Origin of the sequence: Streptomyces sp. NBC_01214 (assembly GCF_026340975.1) — a bacterium.
Classification (GTDB): Bacteria; Actinomycetota; Actinomycetes; order Streptomycetales; family Streptomycetaceae; genus Streptomyces.
Genome location: NZ_JAPEOS010000001.1, coordinates 1,997,662 through 2,023,143 on the forward strand (window position 1 = coordinate 1,997,662; position 25,482 = coordinate 2,023,143).

At 72.6% G+C, this 25,482-nt stretch carries 26 protein-coding genes and 1 other RNA gene; 13 read left to right on the forward strand and 14 right to left on the reverse strand.

The features are described from left to right. Positions 1 to 48: 48 nt before the first annotated feature. Together OG594_RS09665 and rnpB are read right to left on the reverse strand one after the other, a co-directional pair. Entirely contained in the window at positions 49 to 396 is a 348-nt protein-coding gene (locus OG594_RS09665) for a hypothetical protein (protein ID WP_266597200.1), read from the reverse strand. 170 nt (positions 397 to 566) lie between these two features. Next, an RNA gene (gene rnpB, locus OG594_RS09670) (RNase P RNA component class A) lies at positions 567 to 968 on the reverse strand. Between the two features lie 87 nt (positions 969 to 1,055). On the opposite strand from rnpB, the gene OG594_RS09675 reads away from it, so the two are divergent. Further along, positions 1,056 to 1,790, forward strand: a complete 735-nt coding sequence (locus tag OG594_RS09675) for a MerR family transcriptional regulator (RefSeq protein WP_266597202.1) — start codon at positions 1,056 to 1,058, stop codon at positions 1,788 to 1,790. Then, entirely contained in the window at positions 1,787 to 2,626 is an 840-nt protein-coding gene (locus OG594_RS09680; RefSeq protein ID WP_266597204.1) for a hypothetical protein, read from the forward strand. Before OG594_RS09675 ends, OG594_RS09680 begins: the two co-directional genes overlap by 4 nt. Here the strand turns inward: OG594_RS09680 and OG594_RS09685 are convergent. Continuing rightward, entirely contained in the window at positions 2,623 to 4,062 is a 1,440-nt protein-coding gene (locus OG594_RS09685; protein ID WP_266597206.1) for an RNB domain-containing ribonuclease, read from the reverse strand. The two genes, OG594_RS09680 and OG594_RS09685, sit on opposite strands and share 4 nt — an antisense overlap. Before the next feature lie 112 nt (positions 4,063 to 4,174). On the opposite strand from OG594_RS09685, the gene yaaA reads away from it, so the two are divergent. Beyond that, entirely contained in the window at positions 4,175 to 4,978 is an 804-nt protein-coding gene (yaaA, locus tag OG594_RS09690; protein WP_266597208.1) for a peroxide stress protein YaaA, read from the forward strand. A gap of 161 nt (positions 4,979 to 5,139) precedes the next feature. Here the strand turns inward: yaaA and OG594_RS09695 are convergent, their stop codons facing one another. Then, on the reverse strand, positions 5,140 to 5,889 hold the full coding sequence (locus OG594_RS09695) for a bifunctional DNA primase/polymerase (protein ID WP_266597210.1): 750 nt from the start codon (positions 5,887 to 5,889) through the stop codon (positions 5,140 to 5,142). Between the two features lie 170 nt (positions 5,890 to 6,059). Continuing rightward, entirely contained in the window at positions 6,060 to 6,671 is a 612-nt protein-coding gene (locus tag OG594_RS09700) for a TetR/AcrR family transcriptional regulator (protein WP_266597212.1), read from the reverse strand. Positions 6,672 to 6,752: 81 nt separating this feature from the next. On the opposite strand from OG594_RS09700, the gene ddaH reads away from it, so the two are divergent. Next, positions 6,753 to 7,625 carry a dimethylargininase gene (gene ddaH / locus OG594_RS09705; RefSeq protein ID WP_353962629.1) on the forward strand — a complete coding sequence of 291 codons (873 nt, stop codon included), beginning with the start codon at positions 6,753 to 6,755 and terminating at the stop codon, positions 7,623 to 7,625. A 7-nt stretch (positions 7,626 to 7,632) separates the two neighbouring features. Here the strand turns inward: ddaH and OG594_RS09710 are convergent, their stop codons facing one another. Beyond that, positions 7,633 to 8,631, reverse strand: coding sequence for a small ribosomal subunit Rsm22 family protein (locus OG594_RS09710; RefSeq protein WP_266597216.1), 999 nt, complete (start codon positions 8,629 to 8,631; stop codon positions 7,633 to 7,635). An 87-nt stretch (positions 8,632 to 8,718) separates the two neighbouring features. Continuing rightward, positions 8,719 to 10,050 (reverse strand): Bcr/CflA family multidrug efflux MFS transporter, encoded by a 1,332-nt coding sequence (locus OG594_RS09715; RefSeq protein WP_266597218.1) that lies wholly within the window; start codon positions 10,048 to 10,050, stop codon positions 8,719 to 8,721. A gap of 109 nt (positions 10,051 to 10,159) precedes the next feature. Between OG594_RS09715 and OG594_RS09720 the strand changes: the two genes are divergently transcribed. The 3 genes from OG594_RS09720 (at position 10,160) to OG594_RS09730 (ending at position 12,483) form a co-directional block, all read left to right on the forward strand. Then, on the forward strand, positions 10,160 to 10,921 hold the full coding sequence (locus OG594_RS09720) for an SDR family oxidoreductase (RefSeq protein ID WP_266597220.1): 762 nt from the start codon (positions 10,160 to 10,162) through the stop codon (positions 10,919 to 10,921). Positions 10,922 to 10,985: 64 nt separating this feature from the next. Beyond that, the gene (locus OG594_RS09725; protein ID WP_266597223.1) at positions 10,986 to 11,849 is read left to right on the forward strand and encodes a PhzF family phenazine biosynthesis protein; all 864 of its coding nucleotides are present in this window, start codon (positions 10,986 to 10,988) and stop codon (positions 11,847 to 11,849) included. Positions 11,850 to 11,919: 70 nt separating this feature from the next. After that, positions 11,920 to 12,483 carry a GNAT family N-acetyltransferase gene (locus OG594_RS09730; protein WP_266597225.1) on the forward strand — a complete coding sequence of 188 codons (564 nt, stop codon included), beginning with the start codon at positions 11,920 to 11,922 and terminating at the stop codon, positions 12,481 to 12,483. 41 nt (positions 12,484 to 12,524) lie between these two features. Here OG594_RS09730 and efeU read toward each other — a convergent pair whose 3' ends face one another. The 6 genes from efeU to OG594_RS09760 form a co-directional block, all read right to left on the reverse strand. Beyond that, positions 12,525 to 13,382: an iron uptake transporter permease EfeU gene (gene efeU, locus OG594_RS09735; protein ID WP_266597227.1), complete on the reverse strand. Its 858-nt coding sequence runs from the start codon at positions 13,380 to 13,382 to the stop codon at positions 12,525 to 12,527. A gap of 26 nt (positions 13,383 to 13,408) precedes the next feature. Then, positions 13,409 to 14,716: an iron uptake transporter deferrochelatase/peroxidase subunit gene (gene efeB / locus OG594_RS09740; RefSeq protein WP_266597229.1), complete on the reverse strand. Its 1,308-nt coding sequence runs from the start codon at positions 14,714 to 14,716 to the stop codon at positions 13,409 to 13,411. Positions 14,717 to 14,751: 35 nt separating this feature from the next. Further along, positions 14,752 to 15,906: an iron uptake system protein EfeO gene (gene efeO, locus OG594_RS09745; RefSeq protein WP_266597231.1), complete on the reverse strand. Its 1,155-nt coding sequence runs from the start codon at positions 15,904 to 15,906 to the stop codon at positions 14,752 to 14,754. A 201-nt stretch (positions 15,907 to 16,107) separates the two neighbouring features. Next, positions 16,108 to 16,959: a heme ABC transporter ATP-binding protein gene (locus tag OG594_RS09750; RefSeq protein ID WP_266597233.1), complete on the reverse strand. Its 852-nt coding sequence runs from the start codon at positions 16,957 to 16,959 to the stop codon at positions 16,108 to 16,110. After that, the gene (locus tag OG594_RS09755; RefSeq protein WP_266597235.1) at positions 16,956 to 18,290 is read right to left on the reverse strand and encodes an iron ABC transporter permease; all 1,335 of its coding nucleotides are present in this window, start codon (positions 18,288 to 18,290) and stop codon (positions 16,956 to 16,958) included. Before OG594_RS09755 ends, OG594_RS09750 begins: the two co-directional genes overlap by 4 nt. Continuing rightward, positions 18,287 to 19,300, reverse strand: coding sequence for a hemin ABC transporter substrate-binding protein (locus OG594_RS09760; protein ID WP_266597237.1), 1,014 nt, complete (start codon positions 19,298 to 19,300; stop codon positions 18,287 to 18,289). Before OG594_RS09760 ends, OG594_RS09755 begins: the two co-directional genes overlap by 4 nt. Positions 19,301 to 19,415: 115 nt before the next feature. Between OG594_RS09760 and OG594_RS09765 the strand changes: the two genes are divergently transcribed. The 5 genes from OG594_RS09765 (at position 19,416) to OG594_RS09785 (ending at position 24,195) form a co-directional block, all read left to right on the forward strand. Further along, entirely contained in the window at positions 19,416 to 20,828 is a 1,413-nt protein-coding gene (locus tag OG594_RS09765) for an HtaA domain-containing protein (protein WP_266597239.1), read from the forward strand. A gap of 49 nt (positions 20,829 to 20,877) precedes the next feature. Then, the gene (locus OG594_RS09770; protein WP_266597241.1) at positions 20,878 to 22,329 is read left to right on the forward strand and encodes an HtaA domain-containing protein; all 1,452 of its coding nucleotides are present in this window, start codon (positions 20,878 to 20,880) and stop codon (positions 22,327 to 22,329) included. 19 nt (positions 22,330 to 22,348) lie between these two features. Continuing rightward, entirely contained in the window at positions 22,349 to 23,014 is a 666-nt protein-coding gene (locus OG594_RS09775) for a PhzF family phenazine biosynthesis protein (RefSeq protein ID WP_266597243.1), read from the forward strand. 87 nt (positions 23,015 to 23,101) lie between these two features. Next, positions 23,102 to 23,419, forward strand: a complete 318-nt coding sequence (locus tag OG594_RS09780; protein WP_266597245.1) for a hypothetical protein — start codon at positions 23,102 to 23,104, stop codon at positions 23,417 to 23,419. A gap of 128 nt (positions 23,420 to 23,547) precedes the next feature. Further along, positions 23,548 to 24,195 carry a heme oxygenase (biliverdin-producing) gene (locus OG594_RS09785; RefSeq protein WP_266597247.1) on the forward strand — a complete coding sequence of 216 codons (648 nt, stop codon included), beginning with the start codon at positions 23,548 to 23,550 and terminating at the stop codon, positions 24,193 to 24,195. 100 nt (positions 24,196 to 24,295) lie between these two features. Here the strand turns inward: OG594_RS09785 and map are convergent, their stop codons facing one another. Then, the gene (gene map, locus OG594_RS09790; protein WP_266597248.1) at positions 24,296 to 25,153 is read right to left on the reverse strand and encodes a type I methionyl aminopeptidase; all 858 of its coding nucleotides are present in this window, start codon (positions 25,151 to 25,153) and stop codon (positions 24,296 to 24,298) included. Positions 25,154 to 25,225: 72 nt separating this feature from the next. Between map and OG594_RS09795 the strand changes: the two genes are divergently transcribed. Further along, the gene (locus OG594_RS09795) at positions 25,226 to 25,480 is read left to right on the forward strand and encodes a hypothetical protein (RefSeq protein ID WP_266597250.1); all 255 of its coding nucleotides are present in this window, start codon (positions 25,226 to 25,228) and stop codon (positions 25,478 to 25,480) included. Positions 25,481 to 25,482: the final 2 nt, after the last annotated feature.

The window sequence follows — 25,482 nt, forward strand, 5'->3', positions numbered from 1 at the left end:
GCCCGCCGGCGGGGGCGGATCGTCACCGCTCCTGCGTCCCCGTCCCCGTCAGGGCGCGGGCTTGAAGGGACCGAGGACCTCCACGGCCCGGCCGAGGGCGCGGCCCAGGTTGCGCGCCTCGGCCCGGGCGGACTGGACGGCGCCGCGCGCCTGCCCTGCGTACGGGCGGGGCGGTGCCCCGTCCGGTGCGGCCCAGTCGACGGCGTCCCGCCGTCCGATGTGGACCTCCAGATGGTTCAACGCGTCTTCGAGATGGCGGGCGAGTTCGCGCAGGTTTCCGGTCACGGCAGCGATTTCGGCGGGGTTCGCGTAGGCATTGCGGGGGTCGGCGGTCGCTTCGGCGAGTTCGCGTATGCACGCGGCGGCCGTGGCCGCGCGGGCAGGGTGATCCGTCATGTTGGTGAGAGTGCCGCATCGGCCGGACCGCGGGAAGGCACGGCGCACCGACTGCCGGGATCCGGTTGCGGAGCCGCCACCGGCCGGAGGGCCCGGGCCGGGCTACCGCTCAGCGGCGCCGGGGCGGGGCCACTGTGGGGGGCCACTGTCCCGAACGGGAGTGGAAGGGGCAGACGAGCCGGCCTGTACGCCGGGTTCTGTCGCCCGGTGACCTCGCGGTCGCCGGGGAGACGGCCATCCATCTAGGACCGGTGTTGCCACCGGCCTCGTGCGGTCTACCCGCGAACTCGGGCGGGCAGCCCTCGAGCGTTCGCGCAGACCCGTCCGGGGACGGATCCTCTTGACCTTGCTCCGGGTGGGGTTTACCTAGCCGCCTGAGTCACCTCAGGCGCTGGTGGTCTCTTACACCACCGTTTCACCCTTACCGAGGGCCGAAGCCCCTGGCGGTCTGTTTTCTGTGGCACTGTCCCGCGGGTCACCCCGGGTGGCCGTTAGCCACCACCCTGCCCTGTGGAGCCCGGACGTTCCTCGGCGGGATCCGAGGATCCCGACGCGGCCGCCCGGCCGACTCGTCTGCCGTGGCGACCATGTTACCCGCGGCGACGGTCGCACTTGACCTCCCTTGACCTTGACGCAACGGCAGGGTTTCTACTGGGGGCATGCGGATCGGAGAGATCGCCGCGGTCGTCGGGCTCACCACCCGGGCGATCCGGCACTACCACCATGTCGGCCTGCTCCCGGAACCGGAGCGGCGCCCCAACGGCTACCGGGCCTACAGCCTCCGCGACGCCGTCCTGCTGGCCCGCGTACGCCGGCTCACCGAGCTCGGGCTCAGCCTCGACGAGGTGCGGGACGTCCTCGCGGACGACGCCGGGCGCGAACTCGCCGACGTCCTCACGGAACTCGACGCCGACCTCGCCCGGCAGGAGGCCGAGATCCAGGAGCGGCGGCGCCGCCTCGCCGTGCTCCTCGCCGCGGGACCGGGGGAGGCCGAACCGCTCTCGCCCGGGCTCGCCGCACTGTTGGCGAAGGCGCCGCCGACGGACTCGCCGTCCGCCGCGAAGGACCGCGAACACCTGACCCTCCTCGACGCGACGGGCGCGGGCGGCCAGGAGATGTACGCCGCGCTCGGGCCGCTGGCCACCGATCCCGCCGTGCTCGCCCTGTACGTGCGCCTCGACGAGCTCGCCGACGCGCCCGTGGACGATCCGCGGATCCCGCCCCTGGCGGCCGAGCTGGTGGCGGCCGTACCCGACGAGGTGTTCGCCGCGATCCCCACCGACGGGGTGGTCGTGACCGGGTTCACGGAGGCGCTGCTCGCCGAGTACGCGCCCGCGCAGGCCGAAGTCGTCCGCCTCGTCATGGAGGCGTTCATCGAGAGGGGGCGGGGATGACCCGCATACGGGCGGCACGGATCGCCGCCACCGCCGTCGTTCCGGCGGAGCTGGTGCTCGTGGTGTGCCTGGCGGCGGGGGTGCGCCCGCCCGGGTGGGCGCTCGCCGTCACCGAGGCGCTCCTCGTCGGCGTGCTGCTGCTGGAGGCCCGGGTGCTGCACGGCCTCTACGCCGCCGAGCGGGCCCGCGGCGCAGGCCGCCGGGCCGCCGGACGCGCGGCGGTCCGCGCCGTGGTCCCGGTGCGGGTGCGGCGGCTGGTGCTGCACGAGCTCCGCGCCATCGCCTCCCTCGGCCGGTGGGTGGTGCGCGGGAAGCACGGGGTGCGCACCGGCGACCTCGCCGCCGCGTACACCGGACCGCAGACGGCCATGATGTACGGGTTGCTCTTCGTGTCGGTGATCGAGACCATCGGCCTGGCCCTGCTCATCCCCTGGCCGGCGGTGCACCGGATCGTGCTCGTGCTGGACGTGTACGGGATCCTCCTCGTCCTCGCCCTGCACGCCGCGTGCGTCACCCGGCCGCACGTGGTCCGCCCCGACGGGTCCCTGCGGATCCGCTACGGGGCCCTGTTCGACCTGGCCGTACCGGCGGACGCGGTGGCCTCCGTACGGGTGGACCGGCGTTATCCCGAGGGCCGGCTGGTCACGCTGTCCGAGGACGGGGTGCTCGATCTGATCGTCGGCAGCCAGACCTCCGTCACCGTCGAACTGAACCGGCCGCTCCCCTTCACCCGGCCGCTCGGCGCCACGGGCGAGGCGCGGACCGTCCGCTTCCACGCCGACGACCCGCGCGCGCTGGTCACCGCCCTGCGCCGACAGCCCGCCGCCCCGGCCTAGACAGCGAAGAGGATCTTCGACGTGCCCGGGTCGGCCTCCGCGAGGCGGACCCGGATCCGTTCGCCCAGGGGCAGGTCGAGCGCGGTGGACCGGACGCGGCCGACCACCGCCGGGTCCTCCAGGTGGACCGTGCCCACCAGCGGCTCCCCGTCCTTGACGTCGATGACCGTGGCCTCGAAGGTCTCCCCGACCCGGTCCTTCAGCACGGCGGCCTCGACCAGGTCCACGGACTCCCGTTCCACCGTGTTCGCCAGCCGCCCGCCCTCCGCCATCTCGTCCGGGAGCGCGGGGAGCGCCGCCACGACCCACTCCGGCGGTTCGGTCCCGGCCACCGCCGCCACGCACAGCTCACCGGCGTACCGGTCGACGAGGCGGCGCAGCGGCGCCGTGGAGTGCGTGTACGGCGCCGCCACCGCGGAATGGATCGCCGGGTCGGGGCGCTCGCCGCCGGCGAACGCCGTGTAGCCCGCGCTGCGCAGCAGGGCCGTGCACTCCTGGAGGAAGGCGGCGTGGGCGGGGCGGTGCGGGTCGAGGGAGCGCACGAGTTCGGCGTACGGCACGTGGTGCGGCCAGTCGATCCGCAGGGCCTTCGCCGTCCGCCGGAGCCGGCCGACCGCGCCGTCGGGGGCGCTGGGCAGGGTGCGCAGGATGCCGATGCCGGTGGCCAGCATCAGATCGGCCGCGGCCATGCCGGTCATCAGGGAGAGCTGCGCGTTCCAGCCGTCGGCGGGCAGCGGGGCGCGGTAGGCCAGGGAGTAGGTGCCGTCGTGCGCGACGATCTCCTGCTCGGGCACGTTGAGGGAGATGCCGCCGCGGGCCTGTTCCAGGGCCTCGCGGAGCCGGCCGATGTCCTTCAGGAGGGCGAGCGGTTCCTCCGCCGTACCGGTGTCGATGGCCTTCTGGACGCCGTCGTAGTCGAGCCTGGCCCGGCTGCGGACCAGTGCGCGGCGGACGTCGACGGTCTCGACCCGGCCGTCGGGGTCCAGGTCGAAGCGCCACACCAGGGCCGGGCGGACCTGGTCGGGTAGCAGGCTGGCCGCGCCCTCCGAGAGGACGGCCGGGTGCAGCGGGACCTTCCCGTCGGGGAAGTAGAGGGTGGTCACGCGCCGGTGGGCCTCGGCGTCGAGCGCGCCGCCGGGGGTGACGAACGCGGCGACGTCGGCGATGGCGTAGTGCACCCGGTATCCGCCGCCGGAGCGCTTCGCCAGGTGCATGGCCTGGTCGAGGTCGACGGAGGCCGGCGGGTCGATCGTGAAGAAGGGGACGTCCGTACTGTCCAGGTCGGGGAGGCGGGGGTGCGCCGCCGCGTGCTCGGCCTCGGCGAGGACCGCGGGCGGGAACGCCCCGGGCACGTCCAGCTCGGTCCGCAGTTCACGCAGCGCGGCCCGCAGGGCAGCCCCGTCTGCGCCGGTCATGTGCATCTGACGGCGTGGCATGCGTCGAGCCTAGGGGCGGCGGGCCGAGACGGCGCGGCGAGCGGGGGCGGCGGACGTCTACCCTGGCTCGGGGGCCGCACCCCCTGCGACGTCGTACCGAAGGAGAACCACCGTGCTCGTGCTGCTGCCGCCGTCCGAAGGAAAGGCCGCCGGCGGCTCCGGCGCACCCCTGAAGCCGGAGGCGCTGTCGCTGCCCGGTCTGGCCCCGGCCCGTGCGGTGGTGCTGGAGGAGCTGGTCGAGCTGTGCGCGGCGGACGAGACGAAGGCGCGCGAGGTGCTGGGCCTGAGCGAGGGCCTGCGCGGCGAGGTCGCCAAGAACGCAGAGCTGCGTACGGCGGGGGCCCGTCCGGCGGGCGAGGTCTACACGGGCGTGCTCTACGACGCGCTGGGCCTGGCCGACCTGCCCGCGGCGGCGCGGGCGTCGGCCGAGGACGCGCTGCTCGTCTTCTCGGGGCTGTGGGGCGCGGTGCGGGTCACCGACGCGATCCCCTCGTACCGCTGCTCGATGGGGGTGAAGCTGCCCGGGCTGGGCGCGCTGGGCGCGTACTGGCGGGGGCCGATGGCGGAGGTCATGCCGGAGGCGGCCGGGGACGGGCTGGTGCTGGACCTGCGGTCGGCGGCGTACGGGGCCGCGTGGAAGCCGAAGGGCGAGGTGGCGGCGCGGACCGCGACCGTCCGGGTGCTGCACTCGCAGCTGGTGGACGGGGTGGAGAAGCGGTCGGTGGTGAGCCACTTCAACAAGGCGACGAAGGGGCGGCTGGTACGGGACCTGCTGCTGGCCGGGGCCGCGCCGGCGTCGCCCGCCGAGCTGGTCACGGCCCTGCGGGACCTGGGCTACGTCGTCGAGGCCGAGGCCCCCGTGAAGGCGGGCAAGGCCTGGTCCCTCGACGTGGTCGTGACGCAGATCCACCACTGAGCCGGGCGCGGCGCCGTTGCCGGGGGCGCTGCCCCCGGACCCCTGCGCCTCAATCGCCGGCGGGGCTGCATTTGGGCTGAGCTGCGCCCGCAGGGCAATTTCAGCCTCGCCGGCGATTGAGGCGCGGGGCCTGGGCGGAGCCCAGGTCGCTTGCGCCGCCGCTACTGGCCCAGGGGCCAGGCGACCGTGGCCGGGGTCAGGTTCGCGGTACCCGCGTAAGTGGCGCAGGCGTCGGTGAGGGTTTCGAGGAGGGTGAGCGGGTCCGGGAGGGGGTGCTCCATGCCCCGGATCCAGGTCACCGCCCGGTCACCGGGGAGGGCGGCCGGCGGGACCAGGACGTAGCTGCCGCGGCAGTGCCAGCGCAGGCCCGGGTGTTCGTCCATGGTCTCGGGGTGGCAGTCCAGTGCGCAGGGCCACCACTCGTCCTCGTCCTCGGGGGTGCCGCGGGTGGCGGTGAAGAAGAGCATCCGGGCCTGGTCGTCGGTGCCGCCCGATTCGGCGACGGGGCCCACCTTGATGCCGGCGAGCAGGAGCCGGTCGAGGGCGTCGGTGCCGGCTTCCAGCGGGACGTCGAGCACGTCGTGGACCATGCCGGTCGCGGTGATGAAGTTGGCCTGGGGCTGGTTGCGCGCCCAGCGTTCGACCTGTGCGCGGTCGGTGGTCGACTGGGTCTGCCAGGCGAAGGAGATGGGGTGCCGTGCGGGCGTCGGACAGCCGATCCGGTCGCACGAACATCGGTATCCGGCGGGATGGGCGGCGGGGGCGAGCGGCAGGCCCGCGGCGGCGACGGCCAGGAGGAGCGCCTCGCGCTCCGCTCCGGGGTCCTCGGCGGTGGGTTTCTGCCGCCGGCGCAGCCACTGGGAAATCCTGCTCTGCTCGCCGCGTTTGACGCGGCCGGACTCAGACCCCATCTATCCCCTCACCTCACCGTATCCCCGGCGGACCACACCATGGTCCCACCATCCTGAGCCCCGGGTGACCGCTCTTGACGACCGGGGGGTTGGCGATGCGCGACCGGAAACCCCCACATAACCATAGAATCAGGCCAAATGTTCTCGGGCGATCTTCGATTCCCTGCCCGCTAGCGGGCGGTGACGTTGGCCACCCCGTCCAGCACCCGGTCCACGAGCGCGTCGGCGTACGCGTGCGTCAGGGGCGCGGTGCGCATCAGCCAGCGGTAGGTGAGCGGTCCGACGAGCATCTCGACCGTGAGGCGCAGGTCCGCGTCCGGCGCGAGCTGGCCGGCCTCCCGGGCCGCGCGCAACCGGTCCTCGTACAGGGCGAGCTGGGGCTCCAGCAGCTGCTCGGTGAAGCGGGCGCCGAGCTCGGGGTCGGTGGCCCCGGCCGCGGTCAGGGCGCGGGTGGGAGCGTCGTACTTCTCGTCGTTGAACTGGTCGACGGTCACCCGCAGGACGTGCTTCAGGTCGGCGGCGAGGTCCCCGGTGTCGGGGAAGCCGGTCCACTCGGCCTCCGTCTCGGCGTCGCCGAAGAGGGCCAGCGAGGCGTCGAGGAGGACGGCGGCCTTCGACGGCCACCAGCGGTAGATGGTCTGCTTGCCGACGCCCGCGCGGGCGGCGATGGCCTCGATGGTCAGCTTGTTGTAGCCGACCTCCCCGACGAGGGCGAGCGCGGCGTCGAGGATGGCGCGCCGGGAGCGGTCGCTGCGGCGGGTGGCGTCAGGGGTCTTGGGCATGGCCCGAAACTATCAAAGCGAGACGTCTCGTCTTTCCATAGGTTTGCGTAAACCACCCAATCAGTTCACTGTGCTGTCCAGGTGGAGGAGAGACGATTCTCTCCAGCACTCGTCCCGAGTCGTGTAAGTCGTGAGGAGCCTTCTTTGCGCAGAGACGCCACACCCCGGCGCTACCTGATGTGCCCACCCGCACACTTCAAGGTCACGTACTCCATCAATCCGTGGATGGATCCCACGAAACCGGTGGACCTGCCCCTCGCACTGGCCCAGTGGGAAGACCTGAGGGACCGCTACCGCTCCCTCGGGCACGTCGTCGAGACCCTCGAACCCGATCCCGGGCTGCCCGACATGGTGTTCGCGGCGAACGGGGCCCTCGTCGTCGACGGCCGGGTCCTCGGGGCCCGGTTCGCCCATCCGGAACGGGCCGCCGAAGCCGAGATCCATCTCGACTGGTTCCGTACCCACGGCTACCGGGACATCCACAAGCCGTCCCACGTCAACGAGGGCGAGGGGGACTTCGCGGTCACCGACCGCTACATCCTGGCCGGCCGGGGCTTCCGCTCCAGTCCGCTCTCGCACGACGAGGCCCAGGAGTTCTTCGGCCGCCCGGTCATCGGCCTCGACCTGGTGGACCCGCGCTACTACCACCTGGACACGGCGCTCAGCGTCCTCGACGGCGACGAGATCATGTACTACCCGGACGCCTTCTCACCCGGCAGCCAGGGCGTGCTCAGGCGACTCTTCCCGGACGCCCTGATCGCCGACGCCCGGGACGCGGCTGCCCTCGGTCTGAACGCGGTCTCCGACGGCCTGCACGTCCTGCTCCCGCAGGCGGCGACCGGACTGCTGGAGCCGCTGCGGGACCGGGGGTTCGAGCCGGTCCCGATGGATCTGGGCGAGCTGCTCAAGGGCGGCGGCAGCGTGAAGTGCTGCACCCAGGAGCTGCGGCCCTAGGGACCGGTTACGGCGCCGGGGGCCAGGCCCGGCCCCAGTCGGCGTCCCGGGCGGCCTTGTAGAGGTCGCCGTGGCGCTTGGTCACGTTGACCCGGTTCAGGCCCTCTTCCTCGGGGCCGCACAACTCCAGCAGGACGAGCCCCTTCCGGATCTGCGGCTTCCGCGTGATCCGGGAGGCGGCCGGCTCCGTCGGGAAGCGGGTCGCGGCCACGTAGCTGAACTTCTCGTCCTCGTAGGGCAGGGAGCCGCCCTTGACCTGCCGGTGCAGGGAGGACCGGCTGACCCGCGCCGAGAAGTGGCACCAGTCCTTGCCGACCTCGATCGGACAGGTCCCGTCGTGCGGGCACGGGGCGGCGATCTGAAGTCCGGCCCCGATCAGTTGGTCACGGGCCTCGCGGATGCGCAGGTACCCCTCCGGCGTGCCCGGCTCGATCAGCACCACGGCCCGGCCGGCCCGGGCCGCCTCGGCGACGACGGCCGTGCGCGCCTGCGGGGTCAGTTCACCGAGGACGTAGGACACCGTCACCAGGTCCGCCTCGGGGAGGCTCAGCCCCGAACCGATGACGGCCCGCTGCCACGTGGCCGCCCGCAGCACGTCGGAGGTCGAGGCGGCCGCCAGTTCCCGGCCGAGGGCGAGGGCCGGCTCCGCCCAGTCCAGCACCGTGGTCTCCCGCGGGCCGTCCCAGGTGGCGTCCACCGCCCAGGTCGCGGCGCCCGTTCCGCCGCCCACGTCCACGTGCGAGCCCGGCGCCCAGTCGGGTGCCGCCTCGGCCAGCCCGTCGAGGGCGCTCCGGACGGCCTCGAAGGTGGCGGGCATCCGGTACGCCGCGTACGCCGCCACGTCGGAGCGGTCGCGCAGTACGGGTGCGTCGGTCGGGGTCTGCCCCCGGTAGCTGGCGATGAGCCGCTCGACGGCGGCCGCGGCCTGCTTCGGCGGGAGCCCGTCGAGCAGCCCGCCGAGCGTGCTGCGGAGGGTCTCGGCGGAGGTGGGGGCGGAGGCGTTCACCTGCGAAGTTTATGCCGCCGGTGCGGGGGCCGGGCCGCCGGTCCGGTGCGGCCTGAAGGACCGGGGCTCCGCCCCGGACCCCGCGCCTCAAACGCCGGCGGGGCTGGAGTTGTCGGCGGGGCTGGGGTTGCTGGTTTGCCAGGGGCGGCACAGGCCGAGGAAGGCGCTCAGGGCGAGCAGTGCGCACACCAGCTGGACCACGGCCATGGGCACGGCCGTGTCCTCGCCCGCGATGCCCACCAGCGGCGACGCGATCGCGCCGACCAGGAAGGAGGAGGTACCGAGCAGCGCGGAGGCCGATCCGGCCGCGTGCGGGGTCCGCATCAGCGCCTGCGCATTGGTGTTCGGCAGCACGATGCCCATCGCCGACATGAGGACGAACAGCGCGGCGGCGATGGGGGTCAGCCCGACCTCGCCGAAGACGCCGGTCGCCATCAGCAGCAGGGACACCGCGGAGACCAGGACGACCGCGAGGCCGACGGCCAGCACCTTGTCCAGGCGCACCCGGCCGACCAGCAACTTGCCGTTGATCTGGCCGACGAGGATCAGGCCGACGGAGTTCAGGCCGAAGAGCAGGGAGAAGGTTTGGGGCGAGGCCCCGTAGATCTCCTGCACGACGAAGGGGGAGGCGGAGATGTAGGAGAAGAGGACGGCGAAGGCGAAGCCGCCGGTCAGGGTGTAGCCGGCGAAGACGCGGTCGCCGAGCAGCCCCCGCATGGTCCGCAGCGCGGAGCCGACGCCGCCGGTGTGTCGCCGCTCGGGCGGCAGGGTCTCGCCGAGGCCGCGCCAGACCATCAGGGTGAGGACCGTGCCGACGCCGGTCAGGACGACGAAGACGCCCCGCCAGTCGGCGAAGCGCAGCACCTGGCCGCCGATGAGCGGCGCGACGATCGGGGCGGCCCCGGATATGAGCATCAGGGTGGAGAAGAAGCGGGCCATCTCGTCGCCGTCGTACAGGTCGCGCACGACGGCGCGCGCGATGACGACACCGGCGGCCCCGGCCAGCCCCTGGAGCAGCCGGAAGGCGATCAACAGCTCGGCGGTCGGGGCGAGGGCGCAGATCGCGGTGGCCAGGACGTAGACGACCATGCCGACGAGCAGCGGCCGGCGGCGGCCCCACTGGTCGCTCATCGGGCCGATGACGAGCTGGCCGAGGGCCATGCCGGCGAGGCAGGCGGTGAGGGTCAGCTGGATCGTCGCGGCGGGGCTGTTCAGGGCGTCGGTGACCTGCGGCAGGGCCGGCAGATACATGTCCATGGACAGCGGGGGGAGGGCGGTGAGCCCGCCGAGTATGAAGGTCACGAGCAGGCTCGTGCGGCGTGCGCGCGTCAGGGACGCGGTGGCGGTGTCGGTGCGGGCGGAGGGCGATTCGGGCGACGAGTCGTGCGAGGGTGCCGTCGCGGGGCCTCTCTCCGACATGCGGAACTCCAGTCTTCTCATCTGCTCTTATGCACCCCTGACCGACCCATGTTCTCAGCAATCGGAACGTCCCGGGACAGGAGCGTGCTGTGACGTACCCTGCGGCCCCATGGACGAACCTACGAAGAAGATCGCCGTGGTGACCGGCGCCGGTTCCGGGATCGGCCGCTCCGTCGCCCTGACCCTGGCCGCCGCGGGCTGGGGCACGGCCCTCGCCGGCCGCCGGGCCGAACCGCTGGAGGAGACCGCCGCCGCGGCCGGGCCCGACGCCGACGTGCTGTGCGTACGGGCGGACGTGAGCGACCCGGCCGACGTGACTGCGCTGTTCGAGTCGGTCCGGGCCCGGTACGGGCGCCTCGACCTGCTCTTCAACAACGCGGGCACCTTCGGACCGGGCGGGGTCCCGCTGGAGGACCTCACCTACGAGGCCTGGCGCTCGGTCGTCGACGTCAACCTCACCGGCTCCTTCCTGTGCGCGCAGGCCGCCTTCCGGCAGATGAAGCGGCAGGACCCGCAGGGCGGCCGCATCATCAACAACGGCTCCATCTCGGCGCACGTGCCGCGCCCCCACTCCATCGCCTACACCGCGACCAAGCACGCCATGACCGGCCTGACCAAGTCCCTGTCGCTGGACGGGCGGCCGTACCGGATCGCCTGCGGCCAGATCGACATCGGCAACGCGGCGACCGAGATGACCGAGCGGATGCAGACCGGAATCCTCCAGGCCAACGGGCAGCTGGCCGCGGAGCCGGTGATGGACGCCGCCGACGTGGCCCGCACGGTCCTGCACATGGCGGAGCTCCCGCTGGAGGCGAACGTACAGTTCGCGACGGTGATGGCGACCTCGATGCCGTACATCGGCCGAGGCTGAGCCACGCGGATTCCCCGCCGCAATCACATTGCCAGGCCGTGGGGACGCGGCCGATCATGACCGCATGACCGACACCGAAGTACTGCGCTACACCGCCTTCTCCCACGACCCGGACGGCGGCAACCCGGCCGGGGTCGTGCTGGACGCCGCCGGACTGGACGAGCGCGCCATGCTGGAGATCGCCGCCGGGCTGGGCTACAGCGAGTCGGCCTTCCTGACGGCCCCGCCCGAGGGGTTCGGCGGCGAGGAGGGCCGGTCCTTCACCGTGCGCTACTTCAGCCCGAAGGCGGAGGTCCCCTTCTGCGGGCACGCGACCGTGGCCACGGCCATCGCGCTGGGGGAGCGGATCGGGCCGGGCGAGCTCCTCTTCGCCACCCGGGCGGGGACGGTACCGGTGTCCGTCACCTCCGAGGGCGGGCAGCTGCGGGCCACGCTCACCAGCGTCGAGCCGCACACCGAGGAGATCGGCGCGGCGGACCTCGCCGAAGCACTGGCCGCGCTGGACTGGCCCGGGGCCGACCTGGACCCGGCGTTCCCGCCCGCCATCGCCTACGCCGGGGCCCGGCACCTGGTGATCGGCGCCCGCACCCGGGCCCGGCTCGCCGACCTGGCCTACGACTTCGCCCGGCTGGAAGCCCTGATGCGGCGCCTGGACCTCACCACCGTCCAGCTCGTGCACCGGGCCGGGCCGGCGGAGTTCCACGTGCGCGACCCCTTCCCGGTGGGCGGCGTGGTCGAGGACCCCGCCACGGGAGCGGCCGCGGCCGCCTTCGGCGCGTACGCCCGCGAGCGCGGCCTGGTCCCGGCGGACGCCGTGCTCACCCTCCACCAAGGAGCGGACATGGGCCGCCCGGGGGTGCTCACGGTGGAACTGCGCGCCGGTGACCCCCGGGTCAGGGTGGCCGGCGCGGGCGTCCGCATCCCGTGAGCACAGTCCAGCCCCGCGAGGGGGCAGCGCCCCCGGCAACGGTGCTGCGGCCGAATCAGGAGGTGCGCCCGTGAGGGTGATCGGATGCGCCGAGGCGGACCTGCCTGCAGGGCTCGCCCGGCAGGTCGCGGAGTTGGAGGCGAGGGCGTGGCCCGGCTCCGCCCCCGGCCACGACCCGGCGCTCCATCCGAGGACGATGCTGCTCGTGGACGCGGCCGGCACGGTGACCGCCGCGCTGTCGCTGCTGTACAAGCCGGTCCCGCTCGCGGACCGCACGTACCGGGCCGCCGGACTCAGCTCCGTGGTCGCCCTGCCGGAGCTGCGCGGCCGCGGGCTCGGCGGCCGGCTGGTCGCGGCGGCCCGCGCCGAGCTGGCGGCCGACCCGGCCGTGGACCTGGCGCTGTTCAGCTGCGACCGGCCCCTGGCCGCCTTCTACGGGGCGGCCGGCTTCGACGTGCTGCCCGGCACGGTCCTGGTGGGCGGGACCCCCGAGGATCCCCTGTCCACCGACGACCCCGGCTTCGACAAGGTGGTGCTCGCAGCCTTCTTCACGGACGACCCGGGCCGGGACCGCGCCGCCTTCACGGGCGTGCGCGTCCCGCTCCACCCCGGAAACACCGACAGGCTGTGGTGACGGGCCCCGGGCCCCTCACCACAGCCTGAGGCCGACCGCCCTCAGTTGGCGGGCGTGGAGTCCGAGTCAGCGGGCCGCACCTTCGGCGCGGGCGCCGGGCGGCCGCGGTCGAGGAGGAACAGCGTCAGCACGGGGACCAGGTACAGCAGCCACACCGTGAGCTGGAGGACGGTCGGGTCGGGCTGGAAGTTGAAGACGCCCTTGAGCAGCGTCCCGTACCAGCTGTCCGGCGGGATCGTCTCGCTGATGTCGAAGGCCTTGTCGCCCAGGCCGCCCAGGAAACGGGCCTCCTGGAGGTCGTGCACCCCGTACGCGAGCACACCCGCGGCCACGATCACCAGCATGGCGCCGGTCCACCGGAAGAACTTCGCCAGATTGATCTTCAGCGTGCCCCGGTAGAAGAGGTACCCGAGCGCGATCGCCGTGGCGATGCCCAGCAGCACACCGATCAGCGGCGCCGAGGAACCCTCGCCACTGGCCCGCACCGACGCCCACACGAACAGCGCCGTCTCCAGGCCCTCCCGGCCGACGGCCAGGAAAGCGGTGGCCACCAGCGCGCCGGTGCCCATGGCCAGCGCCGTGTCGAGCTTGCCGTGCAGATCGGCCTTCAGGTGCCGCGCGGTGCGCTTCATCCAGAAGACCATCCACGTCACCAGACCCACGGAGATGATCGACAGGGTGCCGCCGAGCAGCTCCTGCGCCTCGAAGGTCAGCTCCTGGGTGCCGAATTCGAGCATCGCACCGAAGGCGAGGGACAGCCCGCAGGCGATCGCGATGCCCAGCCACACGGGACGCAGGGCGTCCCGACGGTCGGTCTTCACCAGGTACGCGACGAGGATGCAGACGACCAGGCTGGCCTCCAGCCCCTCGCGCAGGCCGATCAGATAGTTGCCGAACACGGCGGTGGTTCCTCTCCGGCGGATACTTACGCGAACAGCGTCCGGCCCCACCAGTCGTCCTTGTCGCGGACGCCCGGCGGGACGGCGAAGACGGCCGAACCCACGTGCTGGATGTATTCGTTGAGGACGTCGGACCGGGCCAGGTTGCGCTGGATCGGGATGAAGCCCTTGCGTATGTCGCGCTGGTAGGCGAGGAAGAACAGGCCCGCGTCCAGGCGGCCCAGGCCGTCCGTGCCGTCGGTGAAGGAGTAGCCGCGGCGCAGGATCGTCGCACCGTTGTTGGTGTCCGGGTGCGCGAGGCGCACGTGCGCCTCCGGCTTCATCGCCTTCAGGAACGGCTCGTCGCGCTCCCTGGACTTGCCGACCGGGGCACCCTCGCCCTTGTCACGGCCGAAGATGTCCTCCTGCTCCTGGAGCGGGGTGCGGTCCCAGGTCTCGATGTTCATCCGGATCCGGCGCGCCACCAAGTACGAGCCGCCGGTCAGCCAGTCGCTGCCGTCGCCCGCACCGACCCACACGTGCTTGTCCAGGGCCGCCTCGTCGGTGCCGGAGACGTTCCGGGTGCCGTCCTTGAAGCCCATCATGTTGCGCGGGGTCTGCTCGTCGGGGGTGGTCGACGAGGTCTTGCCGAAGCCGAGCTGCGACCAGCGCATGGCGGTGCGGCCGAAGCCGATGCGGGCCAGCTGGCGGATCGCGTGCACGGCGACCTGCGGGTCGTCGGCGCAGGCCTGGACGCAGAGGTCGCCGCCGGAGCGGGCCGGGTCCAGGTTGTCGCCGGGGAACAGCTCCAGGTCCACCAGTGCCTCGGGGCGCTTGCCCTCCAGCCCGAACCGGCCCTTGGCGAACAGGCCCGGCCCGAAGCCGATGGTCAGGGTGAGCCGGGAGGCCTTCAGGCCCAGCGCTTCGCCGGTGTCGTCCGGCGGGGCCTCCGGGAGGCCGCCGAAGCCGCCCTCGCCGACCGGCAGACCGGCCGTCATCAGCCGGGCCGCCACCGTCCACTCCTTGAGGAGCTTGACCAGTTCCTCGCGGTCCTTCGTCTTCACGTCGAAGGCCGCGAAGTGCAGGCGGTCCTGCACGGCGCTCGCGATACCGGCCTGGTGCTCGCCGTGGAACGGCACGGACGCCCCGGAGGCCGCCGCCGACACCATGTCCGAGCTGCCGCCGAAGGCCGTCACCGCACCGCCGGCCGCGGCGGCGCCGAGCGCGAACCCGGCCCCGCCCCAGCCCAGCACCGCACGTCGTGAGGGCGCCGCGGCGGAAGTCGGTACCGAACCGTCGCCGTCCTGCTGGGACTGCCGCTCCGGCTGCTGTGCAGCCGAGTCCGACTCGGTCATCCTCTTCTCCCGCCTGCTTCTTCTCTTCGTCCTGCTTACTTGGTGACCGCGGCGGCGAGCTTGGAGAGCGGCTCGGCCAGCGCGTTCACGCCGTCCGAGAGCTCCTTGCGCTCCGCCTCGCCGACCTTGTCGTACGAGGTGAACTCGTAGGCGGCCTTGTCGGTGCGGTACTTGTCCAACAGCACGGTCAGGGCCGCGAACTGGGTGTCCAGCTGCTTGACCAGCTCCGGGTCGTTCTTCGCGGCGATCGGCTTGAGCAGCTCGTACGCCTTCTGCGCGCCCTCGACGTTGGCCTTGAAGTCGACCAGGTCGGTGTGCGAGTAGCGCTCCTCCTCACCGGTGACCTTGCCGGTGGCGACCTCGTCGAGGAGTTCCTTGGCGCCGTTGGCGATCGAGGTCGGGGTGATCTCCGCCTGGCCGACCTTCTTCTGCCAGTCGGTGAGGTCCGCGATCAGGGTGTCGGCGAGCTGCTTCTCCCGGTCGCCGATCTTGTTGTCGACCCACAGGGCCTTCTCCAGGCGGTGCCAGCCGGTCCAGTCCTTCTCCAGGTCCTGGCCGGCCTCCAGGCCGTCCTCGCGGACGTCCACCTTCGGGTCGATGTCGCCGAAGGACTCGGCGACCGGCTCGGTGCGCTCCCAGCCGATGCGCGAGGCGGCGTAGAGCTTCTTCGCGCCCTCGACGTCACCGGCCTTCACCGCGTCCGCGAAGGCCTGCGCCTTGGGGAGGGTCTCCTCGGCCTGCGTGACCACGTACGCGCGGTAGGCGGCGACCGCGGCGTCCATCTCGGGGCTGCGCTTCTCCTCGGCACCACCCTTGCCGGTGGCCTTGACCTTCTGGGAGATGCCGTCGCCCTTCATGCCGGGCTTGCAGACGATCTCGTAGTCGCCCGCCTTGATCTCGGCGGTGATGGAGGCCTTGGTGCCGGGGCCGATGTTCTCGCGCTCGGTCACGATGCGGGCGTCCGGGAAGAGGACGTAGACCTCGGTGACCTTGGAGCCCTTGTTCTCGACGTCGATCTGCACCTTGCCGGCCGGGAACTCCGTCTTCGACACGTCGCAAGCGCTGTCGGACGCCGCCACCTTGATCGCGTCGTCGCCGCCCGCGTCACTCTTCTGGGAGCAGCCGGTGACGGCGGTCAGTGCGGCCGCCACGGAGGCCGCGGCGATGACAGTGAGGCGAGCGGGGCGCATATGGAGGCTCCTGGCGTCGGACGAAGGGGCCGTCCCGAGGAGGGAAAGGCCGATGAGGCGGACCTAACTTAACCGAGGCTTACCTCACCCATACCCCCTCGTACCGTGATTCAGCTCATACGTTTGGGTCCCGGACACGGCCCTGTCACGGCCCCTCCACGACACCCCCATGGCACGGTCAAGCGGAGGTCAAGCCGTAGCTCAAGCCCGTACGGGAACCACCAACGGGGCCCCGGTGCGCGGGTGCGGGAGGACCTCCACCGGCTGCCGGTAGACCCGGCTCAGCAGCTCGCCCTCGAACACCTCGGCCGGCGGGCCGTCCGCGGCGATCCGCCCGTCGTGCAGGACGGCGGCCCGGTCCGCGTAGGCGGCGGCCAGCCCCAGGTCGTGCAGGACGACGACGACCGCGTCCCCGGCCGCCGCCCGCTCCCGGCAGATGCGCAGGACGAGCTCCTGGTGGCGCAGGTCGAGGGCGGCGGTCGGCTCGTCGAGCAGGAGGAGGGGGGCCCGCTGGGCCAGTACGCGGGCCAGCGCGACCCGGGCCCGCTCTCCGCCGGAGAGGGCGGAGAAGGGGCGCGCGGCGAAGTCCGTGACCTCGGTGGCGGCCATGGCCACGGCCACCGCCTCCTCGTCGGCCTCGGCGAGGGGGGTGCCGGCCCAGGGCGCGCGGCCCATCCGTACGACGTCCTCCACCGGGAAGGGGAACGACAGCGCGGCCGACTGGGGAAGTACGGAGCGGCGCAGGGCGAGGTCCGGGGCGCTCCAGTCGCCCACCGGGCGGCCGTCGATCCGGATCACCCCGGAGGCGGCGGGCAGGTCGGCGGCGAGCGCGCCCAGCAGCGTGGACTTGCCGGCACCGTTCGGGCCGACCAGGGCCAGCACCTCGCCGGCGCGGGCGGTCAGGTCGATCCCGGCGAGGACCTCGCGCTGCCCGAGCCGCAGGTGCAGGTCCACGGCCTCGGCGACCGCGTCGCCCGGGGCGGGGCGGGCGGGGACGGCCTTGCGCGAGCGGGTGAGCAGCCCGGCCAGTGGCCCGGTCAGCTTGCTGGTCACGCCCAGCCTCCTTGCTTGCGGCGGGTGCGGCGCAGCAGCCAGAAGAAGAACGGGCTGCCGAGCAGGGCGGTCAGCACACCGAGCGGCAGCTCGGCGGGCTGGGCGAGGGTACGGGCGGCCAGGTCGCCCGCGACCAGGACGACGGCGCCGGCGAGGGCGCTGCCGGGGACCAGGAAGCGGTGGCCGGGGCCGTTGGCCATGCGCAGCAGGTGCGGGACGAGCAGGCCGATGAAGGTGATGACGCCGGCCACGGCGACGGCGGCGGCGGTCAGCAGCGCGACGACGAGGATGAGGGAGAGGCGCAGCCGCTCCACGTCGATGCCGAGGTGGCGGGCCGGGCGTTCGCCGAGGGAGAGGAGGTCGAGCCGGCGGGAGTAGAAGGGGGCGACCAGCAGCCCGGCGACGGCGCAGGGCAGGACGGCGAGGACCTTGGGCCAGGTGGCCTGGGCGAGGGAGCCGAGCTGCCAGAAGGTGATCTGGTTGACCTGGCCGCTGTCCGCGAAGAAGACGAACAGGCCGATGAGGGCGCCGGCGAAGGCGTTGACGGCGATGCCGGTGAGGATGAGGGTGACGACCTCCGTCTTCCCGCCGTTGCGGGAGAGGAGGTACACCGAGCTGACGGTGATCAGGCCCGCGATGAACGCGCAGACGGTGATGGTCCAGTTGCCGAAGAAGCTGAGGCCGAGGCCGATGGCGGCGACCGCGCCGACGGCGGCGCCGGCCGAGATGCCGATGACGCCCGGTTCGGCGAGGGGGTTGCCGAAGACGCCCTGCATGAGGGCGCCCGCGCAGCCGAGGCTGGCGCCGACGAGCAGGGCGAGCACGACGCGGGGGAGGCGGACGTTCCACAGCACGCTCTCGCCGACCCGGTCGAGGGGGGCTCCGCCGAGGCCGAGGTGGTGCTGGACGGAGGCGAGGACGTCCGTGAGGGGGATGTCGTAGGCGCCGACCCCTGCGGAGAGCAGGGCGAGGAGGGCGAGGGTCGTGACGAGGGCGGTGGTGAGGAGGGCGGGCCTGCGGCTCCGCTTGCGCGGCTCGGGTGCGGGCCGGACCCGGGCGGTGCGGGGCCCGGCGGCGGTGCCGGGGTCGGTGGGGGTGCCGGGGGCGGCGGCCACGCGGGGTGCGCCGGGGGCGGGTGCCCGCCGGGGCGTCTCCTCGGACGCCGAACGTGACGAGGGGCCGGAAGGCGCGGTGGCGGTGCGGTCGGCGCCCCGCGGGGGTTGCACCGGCACGCTCCCGGCCCCGTCGGACGCGTGCGGGGCCGCCGCGGTGGCCGGCTCGCCGGAGTCCATCTCGGGAGCGGTCCTCGCTTCGGGGTCGGAGCGGGTCACCGCAGGTGGCCGTAGAGCTGGGTGACCAGGGAGGAGAGGACCTGGTCCGTGCGGGGGCCGTAGTTGAGGAGGACGCCGTCGTCGACCGTGACCACCCGGCGGTCCATGCCGGCCGGGGTCTGGGCGACGCCCGGGATCTTCACCAGGCCGTCGATGCCGCCGACCGATTCGAGGCCCTTGGACATGACGAGGATCGCGTCGGGCGCGGCGGCCGCCAGGGCCTCGCTGGTGATCGGAGTGAAGTCCTTGCCGAGTCCGGAGTCCTTGCCGGTGTCGACCGCGCCGGCCGCCTCCAGCAGTGAGGCGGCGCCGGAGTCCGAACCGCCCAGCAGGTAGACGGAGGCGGTGCCGCGCAGGTAGAGGAAGGCCACCCGGGGCTTCTTGCCCGAGGTGGCCGGGATGTCCTTGCGCACGGTGGCGATCCGGTCGGCGGTGCGCTGGTTCAGCTGCGCGCCGGCCTCCTTGACGCCGAGCGCGGCGGCCACGGCGTCGATGCGCTTCGGGACGTCGTCCAGTCCCTTGGCGGGGTCGATGACCAGGAGCGGGATGCCGGCGTCGCGGATCTGCTGAATCGCTTCTCCGGGGCCGCTGGTGGTCTCCGCGATGACGAGGGTGGGGCGCAGGGACAGGACGCTCTCGGCGGACACGTCGTGGCCGCGCGTCACCACCGGCAGCTGGGCGGCCTGTTCGAAAGTGGCCGTGATGTCCCGGGCGACGACCTGCTGGCCGAGGCCCAGCGTGTGGACGATCTCGTTGAGGCTCCCGCTCAGCGGGACGACCCGGTCCGCCGACGTGATCGTGACCTGGGTGCCGTCGGCCGAGGGCACGGTGACCGGCAGGGCGGGCCGTGGCGCCGGGAGCGGTTCCAACCGGTCCGGGACCGCGGCTGCGCTGGGGGCGGATGAGCCCGAGGTGGTGGCCGTACCTCCGCAGGCCGTCAGCGCGAGTGCCAGTGCTGCCACGGCAACTGCGAGACGGGGATAGCGGTATGACGCGGCGGGCGTAGGCACGAAGGCACCGTCCTGATCGTCCGACTGAGGTTCTGGAGACCGGGGGGTGTTCATCCGGCCGGGGTTAGCTTAGGTTAGCCTAACCTTGCCTGCTAGACCCGAGGAGGGGGCATTCATGCCCACGAGACCCGCCCGTACGTTCGCCGTCGCCCTGTTGGCGGCCCTGCTGGGCGCCCTGCTCCCGGCGACCGCCGCCCGGGCGGGCACCGTACAGGGGGGTCGACTCGACTGGGGCATCAAATCGTCTTTCCAGAGTTATGTCACGGGTCCGGTGGCAAAAGGCAGTTTCAAGCTGAAGAATGGCGCAGCCACCGTGGGGGGCAGCCTCTTCCGCTTCCACTCCGCGGCCGGTTCCTACGACCCCGACTCCGGAACCTTCGAGGCCTCCTACTCGGGCGGGGTGAGCTTCCAGGGCCACCAGAAGCCCGACGGCGTCTACGAGCTGGACATGACCATCAGCCGCCCGACCGTCAAGATCTCCGGCGGCAAGGGCACGCTGTACGTCGACGTCTCCAGCAAGGCCAAGGACAGCGGCGCGGTCACCAACCAGTCGCAGGTCGCCTTCGCTTCGCTCGGCGTCGGCGGCATCAACATGAAGGGCGGCGCCAGCCCGCTGTCCCTCACGAACATCCCGGCCACCCTCACCGGGGAGGGCGCCAAGGCCTTCTCCGGCTACTACGGCGCCGGCACCCCGCTCGACCCGATCTCGCTCTCCGCAGACGTCAAGGCCGCCCCGGCCGCCGAGCCCGCGCCGTCGGCGACGACCGCGCAGCCGAGCGCCACCGCGCAGACCCCGCAGCCGGCGGGCGCCTTCGTCGACGCCGCCGTCGACTGGGGGGTGCGCCGCACCTTCCGGGAGTACGTCACCGGCTCGATCGGCCAGGGCAAGTGGGTCCTCGCCGAGGGCGCCCAGGACGGCGGCGCGCTGTTCCGCTTCCCGCAGGGCAAGGGCTCGTTCGATGGCGAGAAAGGCACGCTTGACGCCGCCTTCGCCGGTACGGTCCAGTTCACCGGCGCCCACCTGGACCTCACGCTCGGCAAGATGAGCGTGAAGGTGGAGAACGGCAAGGGCGTCCTGTCCGCGGACGTGACCGCCGGCGGCGCGACGAAGAACGCCGTCCCGCTCGTGGAGTTCGACGCCAAGGGCCTGAAGACCGAGGGCAAGCTGGCCACCCTGACCGAAGCCCCGGCCACCCTCACCGAAGGCGGCTCGCAAGCCTTCAACTCCATGTACAAGGCCGGCACCGAGATGGACCCCGTCTCGCTCGCCGTCGCTCTGGACGCCACCGCCCAGCTGCCCGCCCTGCCCGACCTGGGCGGGGCGCCCGCCCCCGCCCCCGCCGCCGCGTCCGCGGCGCCGTCCGCCGAGCCCGCCCCCGCCGCGAAGGCCGCGGAGTCCTCGAACACCGGGCTCTTCATCGCCCTCGCCGCGGCCGTCCTGGTCCTGGCCGGCGGCGCTGCCTTCCTGGTCGTGCGCAAGCGCCGTACGGCAGCTGCCCCGCCCACGCCGACCGACGCACCCCAGTAGGCACACCTTCCTCGCTCCCTTCCCCCTGTTCCTCCAGGAGTTCCCAGCCATGTCGTCCATCCGACGTCCGATCTCCCTCGCGGCCGCAGTCCTGACCGCCGCAGCGCTCGGCGCCACCGCCTTCGCCCTGCCGGCCACCGCCGCGGGCGGCCCGCCCACCGATCCGCAGAAGATCACCGGTGGCACCCTCGACTGGGGCGTGCTCGCGAGCTACCGCGCCTACGTCACCAACGGGGCCAAGGGCACGATCACCGTCGCGGACGGCGCCCAGCAGAACGCGGACGGCACGCTGCGCTTCGTCAAGCCCACCGGCGCGTACGAGCCGGCCAACGGGCACGTGGCGAAGGCGGCCTTCAGGGGCAGCGTCACCTTCTCCTCGCCCGCCCCGCCGACCGGCCACGGCTTCGAGGTCAAGCTCTCGGACATCCGCATCGACACCGGCACCAAGAAGCTCACCGCGGACGTCACCAAGGGCGGCACGACCACCCAGGACGTGCCCATGGCCACCGTGGCCTTCGCGGGCATGGAGATGAACGGCCTGGTGACCACGCTCACCCAGGAGGCCGCGGACGTGCTCGGTTCGCCGGGCTACAAGGACAAGCAGGGCGACCCGCTCACCGCGAAGCTGGAGCTCGAGAAGAAGCCCGACCCCGAGCCCACCCCGGAGAACACCACCAAGAACCCGACGCCTCCGGCCGACGACGTGCAGAAGGTGCTCAGCGGCAAGCTGACGTGGGGCGTGAAGGAGTCCTTCCGCAAGTACGTGCTGAGCGCGGGGTCGATCACCCCGGCCGGCGGCGCCGCCAAGAACGGCGACACCTTCGACTTCGCCTTCGGCAAGGGCGACCTCGACGTCAAGAAGCAGAAGCTGAACGCCTCCTTCCAGGGCAACCTCCGCTTCCAGTACACGGCCCACGGCATCGACCTGACCTTCGGCAGCCCCCGCGTCGAGGCCACCGGCAAGACCGGCACCCTCTACGTGGACGTCAAGAACGCCTCCGGCACCAAGACGGGCCTCCGCTTCGCCACGCTCGACCTGTCGAAGACCGACTACAAGACCAAGAACGGCGTCCTGGCGCTGAACGCGGTCCCGGCGGTCTTCACCGCCGAGGGCGCGGCCGCCTTCGCCAACGGCGCCAGCTCCATGTACAAGGCGGGCGACGCGATCGACCCGCTCACCTTCGCCGTGGCGGTGGACAAGGACGCCACCCTGCCGAGCACCGGCGGTACGACGGGCGGCTCGACGGGCGGCTCGAACGGCGGCACCACCGGCGGTTCGAACGGCGGCACCACGGGCGGCACCACGGGCGGTACGACCGGTGGCACCACCGGCGGTACGGGTGGCACCGTGGGCGGCGGCTCCTCCACCGTCGGCGGCAACCTCGCCAACACCGGCGCCGAGATCCCGGCCGGGGCCCTGCTCACCACCTCCGGCGTGGTGATCGCGGCCGGCGCGGGCGCGGTGTACTTCGCGCGCAGGCGCCGTACGGCCCAGGTCTGAGCCGTGCTTGAATTCCCGCGTGAACGATCTCGACGTCCTGAAGGTCTTCTGCGCGGGTGACGGCCGCTTCGGCAACCTGCTCGGTGTCGTGCGCGACGGCAGGACCTGCCCCGACGACGCGTCGCGGCAGGCCCTGGCCGCCGAACTCGGCTACAGCGAGACGGTGTTCGTCGACGACCCCGAGCGCGGGGTCGTCGACATCCGCACTCCCGGCACGCGCATGTCCTTCGCGGGGCATCCGCTGGTCGGGGCCGCGTGGTTGCTGGACATCGAAGAGCTCCAGCCGCCCGCCGGATCCGTATGGGCCCGTGACGACGGGGAGTTCACCTGGATCACGGCCCGCCCCGAGTGGGTCGAGGGCAAGCGCACCGAGCAGTACGGATCCGTCGCCGAGGTCGAGGCGCTGCCCGCCCCGCCGCCCGGCGAGGGCTGGTTGTACGCCTGGGCCTGGGAGGACGAGGCCGCGGGCCGCGTGCGGGCCCGGGGCTTTCCGCGCCGCCCCGACGGGATCATCACCGAGGACGAGGCCACCGGTTCGGCGGCGATCCTGCTGACGGCCGAGCTGAACCGCGCCCTGAACATCACCCAGGGCGCCGGATCCCAGATCCTCACCGCTCCCGGCCCGGACGGCACGGTGGAGATCGGCGGCCGCGTCCGCTTCGCCCCGACCCCGGACAGGATCTGAGACTCCCCCGCCCTGAGTACCCCGCGCAGGGGGAAGTGAGTACTCCGGCGCTGACGCGGACGCGGGTCGTCGCGGTGCAATGGCGCCATGACGAAGACTTCGGCGACCCGCCGCCCCGACGAACGGCAGCAGTGGCTGCCGGTGGCGGCGCTCTTCACCGCGCTGGCCCCGGCGGCCGTGTGGTGCGGCCGGGCGAGCTCCTACCTGCCCGGATTCCCGCCCGGGTTCGTCCTCTTCTACGCCTTGCCGCTGGCGATGGTGGCCTTCACCTGGATCCCGCCCCGGACCGACGCGCAGCGCAGGCGGCGCCTCGCGCTGGGGAGCACCGGCTGCCTCCTGGCCTTCCTCTACCCCCACGTGCTCCTCGTCGCGTGGCTCACGCTCTGGGCGTTCTCGGGCGGCTGACCGGGCGCGGGGCCGGATTTTTTTACCGACAAGGCGTCGGGAACTCATTGACTTAGGCATGCCTAAGTAGGAGGATCGGGCGTGACGGTGATGCCGTCACGCCTGTTTCCTCTTCCTGGAGGTCCGCCTTGGACGCCTTCTCTACGGTCATCCGCGTCGCCTCGCACGAGCAGCACACCGAGGCCGAGACGTCGACCTTCATGAGCGATCTGCTGGGTGGCCGGCTCGGCGTGGAGGCGTACACGCGCTACACGGAGCAACTGTGGTTCGTGTACCGGGCCCTGGAGGACGCGGCCGAATCCCTCAAGGACGACCCGGTGGCGGGCCCGTTCATCCAGCCCGAGCTCATGCGCGTCGCCGAGATCGAGCGCGACCTCGCCCACCTGGTGGGTCCGGACTGGCGCGAGAGCGTGGTGGCCCTGCCCGCGACGCGTGCGTACGCCGACCGGGTGGCCCACTGCGCGGCGCAGTGGCCGGGCGGGTACGTCGCCCACCACTACACCCGCTACCTGGGCGACCTCTCCGGCGGCCAGATCATCCGCGACAAGGCGGAGCGCACCTGGGGCTTCGAGCGCAAGGGCGACGGCGTCCGGTTCTACGTCTTCGCGGACATCTCCAACCCGGCGGCCTTCAAGCGGACCTACCGCGAGCTGCTGGACGCCATAGCGGCGGACGACCTGGAGAAGCAGCGCATCATCGACGAGTGCAAGCGCGCCTTCGACTTCAACGGCGCGGTCTTCCGGGAGCTGGGCGAGGAGTTCCCGCTCAGCGCGTGACCCCCGGGGAGTCCGCGGGAACGGGAACGGGGCCGGGCCCGGTGCAGCTGTGCACCGGGCCCGGCCCCGTTCGCCCCCGCCTCGGTGGAGGCGACGTGCCCTAGGGGAGGGTCAGGATCTCCGCGCCGGAGTCCGTGACCACCAGCGTGTGCTCGAACTGCGCGGTCCGCTTGCGGTCCTTCGTGACGACCGTCCAGCCGTCCTCCCACATGTCGTACTCGTGGGTGCCCAGCGTCAGCATCGGCTCGATGGTGAAGGTCATGCCGGGCTCGATGACGGTGGTGGCGTGCGGGCTGTCGTAGTGCGGGACGATCAGGCCCGAGTGGAAGGACGAGTTGATGCCGTGGCCGGTGAAGTCCCGGACCACGCCGTACCCGAAGCGCTTCGCGTACGACTCGATGACCCGGCCGATGATGTTGATCTGGCGGCCCGGCTTGACGGCCTTGATGGCCCGGTTCAGTGCCTCCCGGGTGCGCTCCACCAGCAGCCGGGACTCCTCGTCCACGTCTCCGCACAGGTAGGTCGCGTTGTTGTCGCCGTGCACGCCGCCGATGTACGCGGTCACGTCGAGGTTCACGATGTCGCCGTCGCGCAGGACGGTGGAATCGGGGATCCCGTGGCAGATGACCTCGTTCACGGAGGAGCACAGCGACTTCGGGAAGCCCCGGTAGCCGAGCGTCGAGGGGTAGGCCCCGTGGTCGCACATGTACGCGTGGGCGACCCGGTCGAGCTCGTCGGTGGTCACCCCCGGCGCGATCAGCTTCGCGGCCTCTTCCATCGCCTGGGCGGCGATCCGGCCGGCGATGCGCATGGCCTCGATGGTCTCGGCCGTCTGCACCTCCGGTCCGGTGTACGGAGTCGGTGCGGGCTTGCCCACGTACTCGGGCCGGCGGATGTTTCCGGGAACGGAACGGACGGGGGAGAGCTCGCCTGGTACGAGCAGCGACTGGCCAGACATGCGAACGAGTGTATCCAGCGGGGATGGGGCAGCATGGCGGGATAGAGCGGTACGAGAGGAGTCCCGACGACGATGGCCCTGTTCAAGAAGCGTCAGGTGGGCAAACCCGGCGAGTGGTACTACTGCCTGGTCCACAAGAAGGTCGAGGAAGGCCCGGACTGTCCGGCCAAGGACCGGTTCGGGCCCTACGGCACCCCGGAGGAGGCGAACCACGCCATGGAGACGGCGCAGGAACGCAACCTCGAATGGCAGAACGACCCCAAGTGGAACGACCGGACCCGCGAGGACGAAGAGGGCACCACGGGCACCGGCACCGGCGGGGCGTAGTC

Bases quoted from the DNA above. Each gene is read 5' to 3' on its own strand.
- OG594_RS09685 (WP_266597206.1), bottom strand. From the start codon at position 4,062: ATGCCACGCCGTCAGATGCACATGACCGGCGCAGACGGGGCTGCCCTG.
- OG594_RS09720 (WP_266597220.1), top strand. From the start codon at position 10,160: ATGGACGAACCTACGAAGAAGATCGCCGTGGTGACCGGCGCCGGTTCC.
- OG594_RS09715 (WP_266597218.1), bottom strand. From the start codon at position 10,050: ATGTCGGAGAGAGGCCCCGCGACGGCACCCTCGCACGACTCGTCGCCC.
- OG594_RS09700 (WP_266597212.1), bottom strand. From the start codon at position 6,671: ATGCCCAAGACCCCTGACGCCACCCGCCGCAGCGACCGCTCCCGGCGC.
- map (WP_266597248.1), bottom strand. From the start codon at position 25,153: ATGTCTGGCCAGTCGCTGCTCGTACCAGGCGAGCTCTCCCCCGTCCGT.
- OG594_RS09665 (WP_266597200.1), bottom strand. From the start codon at position 396: ATGACGGATCACCCTGCCCGCGCGGCCACGGCCGCCGCGTGCATACGC.
- OG594_RS09725 (WP_266597223.1), top strand. From the start codon at position 10,986: ATGACCGACACCGAAGTACTGCGCTACACCGCCTTCTCCCACGACCCG.
- efeO (WP_266597231.1), bottom strand. From the start codon at position 15,906: ATGCGCCCCGCTCGCCTCACTGTCATCGCCGCGGCCTCCGTGGCGGCC.
- OG594_RS09675 (WP_266597202.1), top strand. From the start codon at position 1,056: ATGCGGATCGGAGAGATCGCCGCGGTCGTCGGGCTCACCACCCGGGCG.
- OG594_RS09780 (WP_266597245.1), top strand. From the start codon at position 23,102: ATGACGAAGACTTCGGCGACCCGCCGCCCCGACGAACGGCAGCAGTGG.
- efeB (WP_266597229.1), bottom strand. From the start codon at position 14,716: ATGACCGAGTCGGACTCGGCTGCACAGCAGCCGGAGCGGCAGTCCCAG.
- OG594_RS09795 (WP_266597250.1), top strand. From the start codon at position 25,226: ATGGCCCTGTTCAAGAAGCGTCAGGTGGGCAAACCCGGCGAGTGGTAC.
- OG594_RS09765 (WP_266597239.1), top strand. From the start codon at position 19,416: ATGCCCACGAGACCCGCCCGTACGTTCGCCGTCGCCCTGTTGGCGGCC.
- OG594_RS09695 (WP_266597210.1), bottom strand. From the start codon at position 5,889: ATGGGGTCTGAGTCCGGCCGCGTCAAACGCGGCGAGCAGAGCAGGATT.
- OG594_RS09770 (WP_266597241.1), top strand. From the start codon at position 20,878: ATGTCGTCCATCCGACGTCCGATCTCCCTCGCGGCCGCAGTCCTGACC.
- OG594_RS09680 (WP_266597204.1), top strand. From the start codon at position 1,787: ATGACCCGCATACGGGCGGCACGGATCGCCGCCACCGCCGTCGTTCCG.